Annotated in this window: 14 protein-coding genes and 4 tRNA genes; 10 read left to right on the top strand and 8 right to left on the bottom strand. The window is 44.0% G+C overall.

Going from position 1 to position 14,386, the window contains the following annotated elements:
• Positions 1-8: 8 nt before the first annotated feature.
• The 8 genes from kdsA to hemA form a co-directional block, all read right to left on the bottom strand.
• The gene (gene kdsA / locus MHN32_RS19080; protein WP_239422529.1) at positions 9-863 is read right to left on the bottom strand and encodes a 3-deoxy-8-phosphooctulonate synthase; all 855 of its coding nucleotides are present in this window, start codon (positions 861-863) and stop codon (positions 9-11) included.
• Between the two features lie 10 nt (positions 864-873).
• The gene (locus tag MHN32_RS19075) at positions 874-2,124 is read right to left on the bottom strand and encodes a DUF819 family protein (protein WP_102056259.1); all 1,251 of its coding nucleotides are present in this window, start codon (positions 2,122-2,124) and stop codon (positions 874-876) included.
• Between the two features lie 35 nt (positions 2,125-2,159).
• A complete protein-coding gene (locus MHN32_RS19070) occupies positions 2,160-3,026 on the bottom strand; it encodes a tetratricopeptide repeat protein (RefSeq protein WP_017217935.1) in 867 nt (288 codons plus the stop codon).
• A gap of 149 nt (positions 3,027-3,175) precedes the next feature.
• Positions 3,176-3,550 (bottom strand): SirB2 family protein, encoded by a 375-nt coding sequence (locus tag MHN32_RS19065; RefSeq protein ID WP_029215915.1) that lies wholly within the window; start codon positions 3,548-3,550, stop codon positions 3,176-3,178.
• A gap of 8 nt (positions 3,551-3,558) precedes the next feature.
• The gene (locus tag MHN32_RS19060) at positions 3,559-5,100 is read right to left on the bottom strand and encodes a response regulator (RefSeq protein ID WP_102056258.1); all 1,542 of its coding nucleotides are present in this window, start codon (positions 5,098-5,100) and stop codon (positions 3,559-3,561) included.
• Between the two features lie 47 nt (positions 5,101-5,147).
• Complete coding sequence (gene prmC / locus MHN32_RS19055) at positions 5,148-5,990, bottom strand: peptide chain release factor N(5)-glutamine methyltransferase (protein WP_239422528.1); 843 nt, start codon at positions 5,988-5,990, stop codon at positions 5,148-5,150.
• The gene (gene prfA, locus MHN32_RS19050) at positions 5,990-7,078 is read right to left on the bottom strand and encodes a peptide chain release factor 1 (protein ID WP_010607352.1); all 1,089 of its coding nucleotides are present in this window, start codon (positions 7,076-7,078) and stop codon (positions 5,990-5,992) included. Before prfA ends, prmC begins: the two co-directional genes overlap by 1 nt.
• A gap of 7 nt (positions 7,079-7,085) precedes the next feature.
• Positions 7,086-8,342, bottom strand: a complete 1,257-nt coding sequence (hemA, locus tag MHN32_RS19045) for a glutamyl-tRNA reductase (RefSeq protein ID WP_069022217.1) — start codon at positions 8,340-8,342, stop codon at positions 7,086-7,088.
• A gap of 83 nt (positions 8,343-8,425) precedes the next feature.
• Here hemA and lolB point away from each other — a divergent pair, with 83 nt between their 5' ends.
• The 10 genes from lolB to MHN32_RS18995 all read left to right on the top strand — a co-directional run bounded on the left by lolB (position 8,426) and on the right by MHN32_RS18995 (position 14,386).
• Complete coding sequence (lolB, locus tag MHN32_RS19040) at positions 8,426-9,010, top strand: lipoprotein insertase outer membrane protein LolB (RefSeq protein ID WP_158299104.1); 585 nt, start codon at positions 8,426-8,428, stop codon at positions 9,008-9,010.
• Positions 9,007-9,855: a 4-(cytidine 5'-diphospho)-2-C-methyl-D-erythritol kinase gene (ispE, locus tag MHN32_RS19035; RefSeq protein ID WP_010607354.1), complete on the top strand. Its 849-nt coding sequence runs from the start codon at positions 9,007-9,009 to the stop codon at positions 9,853-9,855. Before lolB ends, ispE begins: the two co-directional genes overlap by 4 nt.
• Before the next feature lie 92 nt (positions 9,856-9,947).
• Positions 9,948-10,895, top strand: a complete 948-nt coding sequence (locus MHN32_RS19030; protein WP_010370444.1) for a ribose-phosphate pyrophosphokinase — start codon at positions 9,948-9,950, stop codon at positions 10,893-10,895.
• A gap of 161 nt (positions 10,896-11,056) precedes the next feature.
• Positions 11,057-11,665, top strand: a complete 609-nt coding sequence (locus MHN32_RS19025) for a 50S ribosomal protein L25/general stress protein Ctc (protein WP_010607355.1) — start codon at positions 11,057-11,059, stop codon at positions 11,663-11,665.
• A gap of 19 nt (positions 11,666-11,684) precedes the next feature.
• Positions 11,685-12,269, top strand: a complete 585-nt coding sequence (gene pth / locus MHN32_RS19020; RefSeq protein WP_010607356.1) for an aminoacyl-tRNA hydrolase — start codon at positions 11,685-11,687, stop codon at positions 12,267-12,269.
• Between the two features lie 96 nt (positions 12,270-12,365).
• Complete coding sequence (gene ychF / locus MHN32_RS19015; RefSeq protein WP_010370435.1) at positions 12,366-13,457, top strand: redox-regulated ATPase YchF; 1,092 nt, start codon at positions 12,366-12,368, stop codon at positions 13,455-13,457.
• A 310-nt stretch (positions 13,458-13,767) separates the two neighbouring features.
• Positions 13,768-13,844 (top strand) — tRNA-Met (locus tag MHN32_RS19010).
• Positions 13,845-14,044: 200 nt separating this feature from the next.
• A tRNA-Leu gene (locus tag MHN32_RS19005) sits at positions 14,045-14,150 on the top strand.
• A gap of 39 nt (positions 14,151-14,189) precedes the next feature.
• Positions 14,190-14,264 (top strand) — tRNA-Gln (locus MHN32_RS19000).
• A gap of 41 nt (positions 14,265-14,305) precedes the next feature.
• Positions 14,306-14,386: transfer RNA gene (locus MHN32_RS18995), tRNA-Leu, on the top strand.

The following is a 14,386-nucleotide window of genomic DNA, read 5'->3' as shown; positions in this document are numbered from 1 at the left end:
GGTATAGATTATAAATCAGCTGCGCTGGTGTCCAGTGGCGCAAAACTCTTAACTAGTTCATCTACCGCTTTCATCTGCTGTAGGTAGCCTTCAAGTTTAGCCAATGGCAATGCACAAGGACCATCACACTTAGCTTCATTTGGATTCGGATGCGCTTCAATAAAGAGTCCAGCTAACCCAAGTGCCATACCGCTCCGAGCAAGCTCAGCAGCCTGAGCACGGCGGCCATCGGCAGAGTCGCTACGACCACCTGGACGCTGTAGCGCATGTGTCGCATCAAAAATAACAGGAGCCATATGCTTCATGTCATCCATGCCCAGCATGTCCACGATCAGGTTGTTATAACCAAAGCTGCTGCCGCGTTCACAGAGGATAACTTTGTCATTACCCGCTTCATTGATTTTCTTAATGATATGACGCATTTCATGTGGCGCTAAAAACTGTGGTTTTTTCACGTTGATCACCGCGCCAGTTTCTGCCATAGCGACAACTAAGTCAGTTTGACGGGCAAGAAACGCAGGTAACTGGATCACATCAGCAACTTCCGCAACGGGTTTTGCTTGGAATGGCTCATGCACATCGGTGATAACCGGTACATTAAAGGTCTTTTTGATTTCTTCAAAAATCTTTAAGCCTTCTTCCACGCCAGGGCCACGGTAAGAATTAATTGACGAGCGATTAGCCTTATCAAATGACGCTTTAAATACGTATGGGATCCCAAGTTTACTTGTGACCTCAACGTAATGCTCTGCGATTTGCATTGCTAAGTCACGAGACTCAAGCACATTCATTCCACCGAACAGTACAAACGGCTTATCGTTTGCGACTTCTCGTCCCGCAACGTTAATAATATCTGTATTCATTTTTTATCCTTTAGCTGCCTATTACACGAAGCAATTGTCCGCATAACCAAGCCATATAAGTACCAAGGGCATAACCAAGCACCGCCAGTAACACACCGACCGGAGCAAGCGCAGGGTGGAATGCCGAGGCCACCACCGGCGCAGATGCCGCACCACCAATGTTTGCTTTACTGCCAACGGCAACATAAAACACAGGTGCTTTAATTAATTTAGCAACAATAAATAACAAACCAACATGTACGGCCATCCAAATAACACCAATAACGACGTATTTAGGCGCCTCAACAATTTTGGTGATATCCATGTGTAGACCAATGGTTGCTACTAAAATATATAAAAAGCTTGAGCCAATTTTTGACGCGCCAACCGCTTCATATTGACGTGCTTTGGTAAACGAGAGTGCCAGACCTATGGTCGTAACGAGAACAATGATCCAAAATAGTTTGCTATGAAGAGAAAACTTCTTCAGCTCTGGGTAATTACTACTAAAAAATGGCACCAGTAAGTCTGCAGCAAAATGCGCAAACCCCGTTGCACCAAAAGCAAAACCAACTAGGATCATCAAATCTTTAAGTTCGGGCTTTCTTGCGTGCTCAGCTTCAAATGCTTGTACTTTGTCAATTAGGCGGTTGATTGAAGAAGTATCCGCCCCTGTTCGCGCATCAATTTCTTTATTGCGCGCCGCCATATAGAGCAAGCACGCCATCCACAAGTTTGCGACAACAATATCAACCGTTACCATGATGGTGAAGATTTCTCCGCCCGCGCCGTAAATCTCTTTCATCGCCACCATATTGGCACCGCCACCAATCCAGCTTCCTGCCAGCGCGGCCATACCACGCCATACGGCTTCTGGGCCAGTTACACCTAGTAGCTCAGGCATAAAGGTAGCAGTAAGTAAAAGCGCAATTGGGCCACCAATCACCACACCCACCGTTCCCGTTAGGAACATGATAATCGCCTTTTTACCCAAAGCCGCTATCGATTTTAGGTCAATACTCAGTGTCAATAGCACCAAACAAGCGGGTAACAGATAATACTTTGCTACCGTGTAAACATCGTTATTGTTGCCATCAACGATACCAAAGGTATTTAACAGAGATGGTAAGAAATAACACATCAACAGCGCTGGCACGTACTTGTAAAACTTTGCCCAAACTCCGCTTTTTTGACTCGATGTGTAAAAAACAAACCCCAGAATAACGGCCAACAGGCCCATAATTACCGCGTTATTGGTAACGAGCGCAGCGCTTTGCTCCATAAATCCTCGCTGTTATTATTTTTTATATACTATTTTTAATGCAAAATATTATTATGATCGGCCAACTCTTTGATCTGATGCTGGATCACTTCAATGGTTGGGTCGTCCGGACATTCATCAACAAAAAATTGTAAGTCGTCTTTTGCCATCTTCGGACAATTTAATTGGTTGAGTAGATAGCCTCTATCACGACGTTCATAAGGATCATCGCCTAAGATATCCATCAATTGCTCGACGCAACTTAGCGCGTGACCAAACTTTTCTGCCGCAATAAACGCCCACTTTTGCTGAGACAAATAAAGCTTTAACGACTCTTCGTTAAAAATAAGCTCCATCGGCTCTTGGTCTTTTTCTTGCTCTTTGTCTTGGTTGTTTTCGTTTTCTGGAATTATGTACCAGCTCTGATGGCCTGAGCTTGGCTCAATGACGTAACCTTCTTCTTCGCTAAAAGCGACGTGTACGACAATCTCTCCTTGGCTTAGGGCAAGACTGGCCTCTAATTTCGCTCGTTCAAGCAGATGCACTAAAACAAGACCCAGTGCGGTATTGGTACCACTGCGCATAGAAAGTGCGTAACAAACGCTATTGAGCTTATATTCAGGCACCTTTTGACTGCTACCACTGAATAGCCACAAGGTATAAAAAGCGTCTAAGATTTCATCCAAACATTTATGATTGTTTGTATGCTTATGGCGAATTTCATCCACGGCAAATTCAAGCTCTGCTAACTGACACAAAGTTTCATTGGTGTCAGCTTGTGCATCCCAACTTTGCTCAGCCTTGATACAGCGGATCAACGGCGGATAGGAAAATGCATCTGAATTGTCATCGAGAGATAAGTCATTCTCATCTAACCAGATATCATTCTTCATAGAATTCGGTTTCTCTTGAATTGCTTTCATTTAGAACGACTAGTTTACCACTTTTTGTCATATTCCCAAGGGGGGAAATTTAGTAATACCAATTTATCGTTCGCTGAAATAGTAAAAATGTTTACTTATTATGGAGATATTGAAGCGCTCGGTGATAAACCAAGCGCCAATTGAAATGGTTAAGCAAAGAAGCCTTGTTTGCTCACGGCAAGGTGCGCGATGGCCATTAGTACCAATGTTGCAGCGCCTAGCGCCAAATATTTGGTCTTTTTAACACTTGCTTTTGCAATTACAAAGCCCAATGCGATATAACCAAACACCAATACGATTTTTTGTAGTAGCCAAGGTTGTTGTGCAGGATTGAGCCCCGCCGTTACCGCCAAAATGACCGCTGTAACTAACAACAAAGTGTCTACGCTGTGGCTGGTAATAAACACGCCTTTGTTTGTTGCTAATTTACCTGAACCCAAACGCGAAAACGCGCGAGTGTAAAAAAGCACTATGCTCAATACCACAAATAGTAAGTGCGTATGTTTTAACGCCATGTAATCCATATTATTCTCTAATCAGGGAAACGTTGTAGGATCAATTCTAACTCATTAATACAACGGTTGAATACATCCACGAGTTTGGGGTCAAAGTGTTTTCCCTTTTGCGCAGTAATCTCTTTTTGTGCATCTTCTTGGCTCCATGCCTCTTTGTAGCAACGTTTATGGCGTAACGCATCATACACATCAGCTAGTGCTACGATGCGACCATAAAGGTGTATTTCATCGCCTTTTTTTCCTTTCGGATAACCGCTGCCATCCCATTTTTCATGGTGGTCACGAGCGATTAGTGCGCCCGCACTGACAATCTCACGGCGAGAGTCTTTTAACAAGTCAAAGCCTTTGTCTGTATGGGTTTGCATGACTTTCCACTCTTCGTCATCCAGCTTGCTAGGCTTATTTAAAATCGCGTCAGGAATACCAACTTTACCCACGTCGTGCAGTGGTGACGCCATTTTCACCAGCTCAGCTTCTTTATCAGAAAGACCCATTTCTTTGGCAAGCGTATGACAAAGATATGCAACGCGCTTAACATGATTGCCGGTATTGGTGGAATGAAGCTCAAGCGCTTCACTTAAACGGATCACCAGTTCTTGCTGGGTATCTTCAATCTCGGCTTGTAGCTGTACATTTTCGTACGCCAATTGCATATTCTGGGCAAAAATATCGATTAAATGACGCTGAGTTTCGGTTAAGAACTCAGGAATACCAGACACAAATAGCATTGAGGCGTGGTTATAGTCACTGGAGCAATAGGCAAATAGGTAATTGTCTTTATATACAATATCTTTATCTTGTAGTGCTTTTAAGCAGGCATCCATTTGATCGCTGCTAAGCACTTCAGAAATCGGCTTACCTTCACTACTTTCAAACTCTCCACGCCCTGCAAATACAACCAGCTGATCGTTCGTTTGGCCAGCTTCTTTACCCGCTGCAAGTGACGTTGCATACATAGCTTGGTCGACCGTACCTATCAGCGACGTAAGTTGCTGTAGCACGCCCTCAATAAAACTCTCAATTGAATGAGTAGCAAAAATATCACGGGAGGCTTTAATGATTTTCTCAAGCCCTTGTCTTGATTGATCGATGGCGAGAATGTCACGATATGAACGTAAACTCGACATGACGACAGTAAAGAGCTTTTGCGCGGTGAGTTCTGTTTTTGACTTATAGTCGTTGATATCGTAGTTCACGATAACTTGGCGCTCAGGCGCTTGGCCCGGCTGACCAGTTCTTAAAATGATACGGATATGATTGTTTTTGGCGGTTTCACGAATGTATTTTGCGACCTGCAAACCAGCATCGTCGGTTTCCATGACAACATCCAGCAATACCACCGCAGCATCGGGATTGGCATCGACGATTTTCTTTGCTTCTTCACCCGAATAAGCGCTAATAAATTCCAGACGCTTTTTTTGAAACTCAAAGTCACTCAGTGCTAATTTTGTCACTGCATGCACTTCGGGCTCATCATCGACAATAATAACCTTCCAAGTGCCTACTTTTTCAGGTTCAACTACGTCAGCGGGTTCGTCTGAAAACAAAAAATCATCCATATTGCGGATCCTATTGAAGCGCCTAACTTTCGTGTGAGTTCGTGACTTTACGGCAACATTGCCAACGTCACTCTATCACACCCTGCCATATCTTTTATTGTAAGTATATTAATATACGCCATTTCTGCAAAAAACTGTTGGATCTTATCTGCTTGCTCAAAGCCATGTTCAAGCAGCAAATATCCCCCCGAGTTCAGATGTTGCTTAGCCGTCCTGATGATATGAAAAATATCCGCATAGCCATGGTCATCCGCGACCAGCGCACTGAGCGGCTCAAATCTCACATCCCCTTGTGATAAGTGATGATCAGCTTCATCAATATAAGGCGGATTACTCACAATCAAATCAAACTGTTGCTCTGCAACTGCACTAAACCAATCACTTTGCAAAATCGACACGTTTCTAAAGCCCAACTGAGATTGATTAGACTTTGCAAGCGCCACGGCGTCTGCTGAAGCATCTACTGCGGTGATTTGCCAAGCCGGATATTCACTCGCCAACGCCAGTGCAATCGCGCCAGTACCTGTGCCTAAGTCTAGCACCTGAGCGTCATTTGGCATGCTGAGAGTTAAAACATGCTCAACCAGAGTTTCAGTATCAGGCCTTGGAATAAGCGTGCTGTTGTTCACTTTTAAAGGCAGGCTCCAGAATTCTCTTTGACCTGTGATGTGTGCGACAGGCTCTCCCGTAACACGGCGTGCAATACATTCTTCGAATCGCTGCTGCTCTAGTGCAGAAAGCTCAGCTTCGGGCCAAGTAAAGAGATAAGTGCGGTTTTTATCGATCACATGGAGTAATAACACTTCGCTATCGAGCTTTGCTGACTCGGAGTGTGGTAACAACTCAGAGGTTGCCCAAGCAACGGCTTGGGCAATGTTAAGTGTTGGCATTAATCGCTTTCGCTCATTGCTGCTAATAGATCAGCCTGATATTCAATAACCAGCGGATCGATAACAGCACCCAACTCACCGGAGATCACTTCATTAAGGCGATATAGCGTCAAGTTGATACGGTGATCGGTAATACGGCCCTGTGGGAAGTTGTAAGTACGAATACGCTCAGAGCGGTCACCGCTACCTACTAGATTACGACGTTCAGAAGCTTCTGCCGCTGCACGTTTTTCATCTTCTGCTTGCTGTAAGCGCGCACTTAGTACAGACAGCGCTTTCGCTCTATTTTTATGTTGTGAACGTTCGTCCTGACATTCAACCACAACGCCTGTCGGCAAGTGAGTGATACGAATAGCAGAATCGGTTTTGTTTACGTGCTGACCACCTGCGCCCGAAGCACGGAAAGTATCCACTTTTAGGTCAGATGGATTAATTTCAATTGCTTCTGCCTCTGGGATCTCTGCCATCACGGCAACCGTACATGCAGAGGTGTGAACACGGCCTTGAGATTCCGTTTCAGGCACACGTTGTACACGGTGAGCACCAGATTCAAACTTAAGTTTGCCATAAACACCGTCGCCACTAATGTTAGCGATAACTTCTTTATAGCCACCGTGCTCGCCTTCGTTAGCGCTCACGATTTCAACGCGCCACTTTTGCGTTTCTGCATAGCGGCTATACATACGGAATAAATCGCCAGCGAAAATCGCGGCTTCATCACCACCTGTTCCCGCACGCACTTCCAAGAATACGTTGTTATTGTCTTTTGGATCTTTGGGTAACATCAATACTTGAAGGTCATCTTCAAGCGCAGCAATGGCAGCTTTTGCTTCTTTATACTCTTCCTGTGCCATTTCACGCATGTCTGGATCTGAGTCTTTTAGCATTTCTTCAGCAGTTGCGACGTCTTCCTGAGCCTGTTGGTAGGCTGTAAACGCTTTAACTACATCTTCCAATTCTGAAAACTCTTTTGACAAGGCGCGAAAGCGGTTCTGATCGCTAATCACCTCAGGCGAGCTTAGCATCGCTTGAACTTCTTCATAGCGCTCTACTAAGGTTTCTAACTTACGATATACAGACTCTTTCATTTACACGTTATTCCTGCTCAATACCTAATGTTTGCTTGAGTTGCGCTAACTTATCTATATCGCCTTCTTTCGCAGCCTCTTGAATGGCGCGCGTTGGTGCGTGTGTTAGTCGATTACTCAGCTTATTTGCTAATTCAATAATAATTTTATCTGCTTCTTTGCCCGATTGTAGCTGATTTATTGCTTTGTCCACGAGCTCATTTTTAATTTCTTGCGCGCTTTGGCGATACTGCCTAATCACATCCACTGAATGCAGCGAACGTTGCCACTCGGAAAACTCTTGCGTGCGTACATCGATGATCTGCTGCGCTTCAATGGCCGCTTGTTCACGACTGGCCAAGTTTTCATTGACTATCGCCTGCAGGTCATCAACTGAATAAAGATAAGCAGCATCCAACTCTGACACTTGGCTTTCGATATCGCGAGGCACCGCGATATCAATAAATAACATTGGTTTATGGCGACGTTTTTTAAGCGCTTGCTCGACCACTCCTTTACCGATAATTGGTAAGGTGCTCGCAGTTGAACTAATAACAATGTCTGCACTTGGTAGCGCATCTGGTAACTGTGCCAGTGAAATAACACTGCCGCCAACTTCTTTTGCTAGGTTTTGTGCGCGCTCAATTGTGCGGTTCGCGACTGTGATTGACTTTGGATTATGCTGCGATAAGTGTTTAGCAACTAACTCTATTGTTTCACCGGCACCAATTAACAAGACCTGAGTTTTATCCAATTGACCATAAATATGCTTTGCTAAATTAACAGCGGCATACGCCACTGAGACAGCACTTGCACCAATATCGGTTTCGGTGCGCACTTGCTTCGCCACCGAAAAAGTTTTTTGGAATAAACGCTCAAATGTTGGCTGAATTGCATGGTGTTGTTTGGCCGTACTAAAAGCTTGTTTAATTTGGCCAAGAATTTGTGGCTCACCTAACACCAATGAATCAAGACCGCAGGCAACTCGCATTAAATGGTTCACCGCATCCTGATTCATATGCACATAGACATTTTCTGTTAAGTCTCGTTGCTCTATGTTATGAAAATCTGACAACCAACCGAGTAGTGCTTGGGGATCAGCAGACTCAAGGCTACAATAGATCTCGGTTCGATTGCAGGTCGACACAATCACAGATTCTTTAAACTGCGAAGAATGTTGGAGTTGGTGCAATGCTTCTGTAAGCTGTTCTGGAGAAAACGCCACTTTTTCACGTAATTCTACAGACGCGGTTTTGTGATTGATACCAAGTGCGATGATGGTCATAGATGCCAGTATTGCTCGAGCCCTGCTTTAAAGCCGGCAATTTTACCAAAAATCAATCGAATATGGAAAGTAAGGAAAGGCCTTTGAGACAACTTCATTTGATTTTACTCATATTTTTATTAATTTTAACCGGTTGTGCGCAACAATTACCTCAGCAAAACGTAGCACAAGACTGGCAATCTAGGCTAAAACAACAAAAAAATTGGCAAGCGAGAGGTAAACTTGCATTTATTGCCCCAGACAATCGTCAATCAGCTAACTTTAATTGGTATTTAAAAGAAGAGAAACAAAATCTGATTTTAACCAGTTTTGTGGGCACCCGCATATTCGAGCTAGAAGAATTAGACACACATTCGGAGCTGACCTTTGAAGACAATGTCCATAAAGGCATGGACAGTAGCGATTTGGTTAAGCGTTTAAGTGGTCTCTCTCTTCCGGTCAATCAAGCCCCTCAATGGCTAACGGGCTTAGTTGAAGCACCAGCCAGTGAACTTGATGATCTTGGCAGAATAAGCAATGCACAGTGGCAAAGCCCATCTGGCCGAGTGTGGCAAATCACCTATCAACAATATAAAATGCAAGACGGAATGTGGCTGCCTAGCCGCATGAAACTCTCGTCGACCAATATTGAGGTCAAAGTATTAATCACTTCATGGCAGTTTAAATGAAGACATTGACGCTAAGCGCTCCGGCAAAATTAAATCTTTTTTTGCATATCAATGGCCGTCGAGAAGACGGCTACCATGAACTAGAAACTTTATTTACTTTCTTAGATTTTGGTGATGAATTAGCATTTACGCTAACCAGTAACCAGCAGGAAATCGTCATTTGTGGTGACACCGCAGGTATTCCACTTGAAGATAACCTCATTTATAAAGCCGCCAAAATTCTTGAGCCCTATAAAAAAATAACTGCTGGTGTCGATATTCAGTTAAATAAACGGCTTCCCATGGGTGGAGGTGTTGGTGGTGGCTCGTCCGATGCCGCGACAACTTTATTGGCACTCAATACGCTGTGGCAATGTCAGCTTACTATCCCAGAACTTGCAAAACTCGGTCTCCAGCTAGGCGCCGATGTGCCTGTTTTTGTTGAAGGTAAAACAGCTGTAGCCCACGGCGTTGGCGAGCAACTTGAGCCAATTGACATCGAAAAAAAATGGTATTTGGTGGTTGCCCCACCTGTTCATGTCAGCACCGCGTTAGTCTTTACTCACCCAGATTTACCACGCAATACGCCTAAGCTAAAAAGCGGTTGGAAACTCTCGGATACGGGCAACGACTGTCAAACTCTTGTCAAAAAGCTTTACCCCGAGGTTGAAAAGACCCTCGCGTGGTTGCTAAAATATGCACCAACCAAAATGACTGGTACTGGAGCTTGTTGTTTCGCGGAGTTTGAAAATCGTGAGGCAGCGCTGCGTGTGCTCGAAACTCTACCTTCATCTTGGCAGGGCTTTATTGCCCAAAATACAAGTGAGTCAATTTGTCATCGACAATTGCGCGCTTGGCAAAACTAGAAGTAAATTGTTTAAGTTAGCTTGTTTTGACTTTTTTATTTCATGGTCATTGCATGTTAGTCCAAAAAATTCAGTGCCTGAGGAACCCTACCGTGCCCGACATGAAGCTCTTCGCTGGTAACGCAACACCTGAGCTAGCTCAAAAAGTTGCAAAACGTTTGTTTATTGAGTTAGGTGATGCCGTTGTTGGCCGTTTTAGCGACGGTGAAATTAGCGTTCAAATCAACGAAAACGTTCGTGGTTCAGATGTATTCATCATCCAATCAACATGTGCTCCTACAAATGATAATTTAATGGAGTTAATCGTCATGGTTGATGCGCTACGTCGTGCATCTGCTGGTCGTATCACAGCCGTTATTCCTTATTTCGGTTACGCACGTCAAGACCGCCGCGTGCGCTCTGCTCGTGTTCCAATTACTGCTAAAGTTGTTGCAGACTTCCTTTCAAGCGTAGGTGTTGACCGTGTTCTTACCGTTGACCTACACGCAGAACAAATCCAAGGCTTCTTCGACGTACCTGTTGACAATGTATTCGGTAGCCCTGTGCTAATCGAAGACATGAAAGAGCGTAAGTTCGAAGATGTAGTAGTAGTTTCACCTGATATCGGTGGTGTGGTTCGTGCTCGTGCGATTGCAAAACTGTTAGATGATAAAGACCTAGCGATCATTGATAAGCGTCGTCCACAGGCTAACGTTTCTCAAGTTATGCACATCATTGGTGATGTTGCTGGTCGTGACTGTATCATTGTCGATGACATGATAGATACAGGCGGTACTTTATGTAAAGCAGCAGCAGCACTTAAAGAGCACGGTGCAAAACGCGTATTCGCTTACGCAACCCACCCAGTACTTTCGGGCAATGCTGCGGAAAATCTACGCAACTCAGTTATCGATGAAGTTATCGTGACTGATTCAATTCCACTTTCTGATGAATTGAAAGCGCTTGATAACATCAAAGTACTAACACTTGCAGATATGATGGCCGAAACTATCCGCCGTATCAGCAACGAAGAGTCAATCTCTGCGATGTTTCAACACTAATCGGCACCAAAACTGATTAGCCAAAAAGCACCTCTGGTGCTTTTTTTGTTTTATAGGTTTCATTGCAAGTGCGTTAGTGGTATATTGGCGCGCCTTTTTTAGGCAGGGAGCTTGGTCGCGAGCTCTCTGACACATTAACTTAAATTATTTTGGAGACATCCATGTCTGTATACAAATTAGACGCTGAAGTACGTTCTGACCTAGGTACTGGTGCGAGCCGCCGCCTACGTCGCGCTGACAAAGTTCCTGCAATCCTATACGGTGCTGGTAAAGATGCAGTTTCACTAACTCTTGATCACAACAAAGTATTGAAAGCGCAAGAAGACGAAGGTTTCTACACTCACATCCTAACGCTAAACATTGGCGGTGAGTCTGTTGAAGCAATTCTTAAAGATATGCAACGTCACCCGTACAAGCCTAAGATCACTCACTTAGACTTCCAACGCGTTGATGCTTCTCAAAAGCTTCACACTAAAGTTCCTGTTCACTTCATCAACGAAGAGAAAGCAACTAAAGGTGGCAACACTATCGTTCACCAACTAACTGAAATTGAAATCACTTGTCTTCCAGCAAGACTTCCTGAGTTCATCGAAGTTGACGTAGCGACTCTAGCTGTTGGCGAAACTCTACACCTATCTGATATCAAGCTTCCAGCTGGCGTTGTTTCAGTTGAACTTGCTAAAGGTGCAGATCACGACCAAGCGGTTGTTTCAGTAAACGCTCCTAAAGCAGCTCCTGCTGAAGAGTCTGCTGAAGACGCAGCTGAGTAATTGTTCAGGTGTTAACACCTTGAATAATATTCAAATGCTTGTGGGCCTGGCAAATCCAGGCCCCGAATACGCAAACACCCGTCATAACGCTGGCGCTTGGTTTATCGAAGAACTAGCCAGAAGATACAACTGCCTCCTAAAACCAGACGCTAAACATCACGGCCTCACCGGCAAAGTGCTCATCAATAATCAAGAGTTTAAATTGCTGATCCCTACGACTTATATGAACTTAAGTGGTAAAGCGGTCGCGAGTCTTGCCAATTTTTATAAGATCCCCGTCGAGAGTATTCTTGTTGCTCACGATGAAATGGATTTAGAACCCGGTATCGCCAAACTCAAAAAAGGTGGTGGTCACGGCGGTCACAATGGCTTAAAAGACATAATCGCTAAAATGGCAAATAACAAAGAATTTATGCGATTGCGCGTTGGTATTGGTCACCCAGGACATAGAGACAAAGTCACGGGGTGGGTTTTAGGCAAAGCACCACAAGCTGATCAAGAGAAAATTGATGCCGCTGTGGATGAAGCAGTCCGATGTATGGAAATACTCGCAAAAGACGGTGTGTTAAAAGCGCAAAATCGACTACATTCATTTAAACCGTAACAGTTCACTGCTGCGATTGATTGAGTAATACCTAAGCTTCTCGTTCGCCATAATGCGTGCTTGAGATAATACGGTAGAAATTTAGGAATAAACACTATGGGTTTTAAATGTGGCATTGTTGGTTTACCTAACGTAGGTAAATCTACTTTATTTAATGCGTTGACTAAAGCGGGCATTGAGGCCGCAAACTTTCCTTTCTGTACTATCGAACCGAACACCGGTGTAGTACCTGTACCAGATGCTCGTCTTGACCAGCTAGCTGAAATTGTAAACCCTCAGCGTACTATCCCAACTTCAATGGAGTTTGTGGATATTGCCGGTTTGGTAAAAGGCGCATCAAAAGGCGAAGGTTTAGGTAACCAATTTTTAGCAAACATCCGTGAAACGGATGCTATCGGTCACGTAGTTCGCTGTTTTGAAAATGAAAATATCGTGCACGTTGCTGGTCAAATCGATCCTGCTGAAGACATTGATGTAATCAACACTGAGCTGGTACTTGCAGACATGGATACTGCAGATCGCGCAGTTTTACGTAACGCGAAGAAAGCGAAAGGCGGCGATAAAGACGCGAAATTTGAACTGGTTGTACTTGAAAAAGTGAAAGCGCACTTGGACGAAGGCTTAACGCTTCGCTCACTTGAGCTAAATAAAGAAGAAGCGGCAGCAATAAGCTACCTAAACTTTTTAACGATCAAGCCAACTATGTACATCGCCAATGTTAACGAAGATGGCTTTGAAAATAACCCATTCCTAGACAAAGTACGTGAAATTGCAGCTGCAGAAGACGCGGTTGTGATCCCAGTATGTGCAGCAATTGAGGCTGAACTTTCTGAACTTGAAGAAGAAGATAAGAAAGAGTTTATGGATGACTTAGGCTTAGAAGAACCGGGCCTGAACCGTGTGATCCGTGGTGGTTATGAGTTGTTGAAACTGCAAACTTACTTTACAGCTGGCGTAAAAGAAGTACGTGCATGGACTATCCCTGTTGGCGCGACAGCACCTCAAGCTGCTGGTAAAATCCACACAGACTTTGAGCGTGGTTTTATTCGTGCACAGACTATCGGCTTTGATGATTATATCGAGTTCCGTGGTGAATCTGGTGCGAAAGACGCAGGTAAAATGCGTCAAGAAGGTAAAGAATACATCGTAAAAGATGGCGATGTGATGAACTTCTTATTTAATGTGTAACTATAGTTACTACACGCTATTTCAATAAAAGGAGCTTCGGCTCCTTTTTAGTTTTATCAACTCTGCTTTTCAATCAAATAAGTACCTTGTTCTTCAGAGTAAGTTATAGACTCCAAAGGAATAAAAGTTCACAGGTTTTGTTAAAAATTTGCAATTGCCCCGCATGATTTGATATAAAAACAGGCCGTTTCGCTTAATTTATCTGCAAACAAACTGTGTTAGCAGATTTTTTGCAAAAAAGGTGTTGACGGCTTGGGGGCATATACGCATAATACGCCCCGCATCAGCGATGATGAGAAGTTAAAGAGATGGCTATGTAGCTCAGCTGGTTAGAGCACATCACTCATAATGATGGGGTCCCCTGTTCAAATCAGGGCATAGCCACCATGCTTTAGCTACTACCAAAACTCATCGATTTGTTGTCGCAAAAAATATGCGTAAGTAATGGAATTGGCAGTTGTCTTAATATAGACGCTGGATTTAGGTTCCAATAACTAATGCTAAAAGATGTGCGGAAGTGGCGGAATTGGCAGTTGTCTTAATATAGACGCTGGATTTAGGTTCCAATAACTAATGCTAAAAGATGTGCGGAAGTGGCGGAATTGGTAGACGCGCTGGATTTAGGTTTAGACGCGCTGGATTTAGGTTCCAGTATCTTCGGATGTGAGAGTTCAAGTCTCTCTTTCCGCACCATGTTCTTTTAAATCAGAACTCAAAAAGATTTTACTTCGTTGGAGTATCGCCAAGCGGTAAGGCAGCGGGTTTTGATCCCGCCATTCCCAGGTTCAAATCCTGGTACTCCAGCCATCTCTTTTTGAGATGTTAGCTAAAAATAAAATATCTACTGTGCGGAAGTGGCGGAATTGGTAGACGCGCTGGATTTAGGTTCCAGTATCTTCGGATGTGAGAGTTCAAGTCTCTCTTTCCGC

It is taken from the genome of Pseudoalteromonas sp. Of11M-6 (assembly GCF_022347905.1).
Lineage (GTDB): Bacteria > Pseudomonadota > Gammaproteobacteria > Enterobacterales > Alteromonadaceae > Pseudoalteromonas.
The sequence above is the reverse complement of the archived record's forward strand: the minus strand, read 5'-3'. Positions and strand labels throughout refer to the sequence as shown.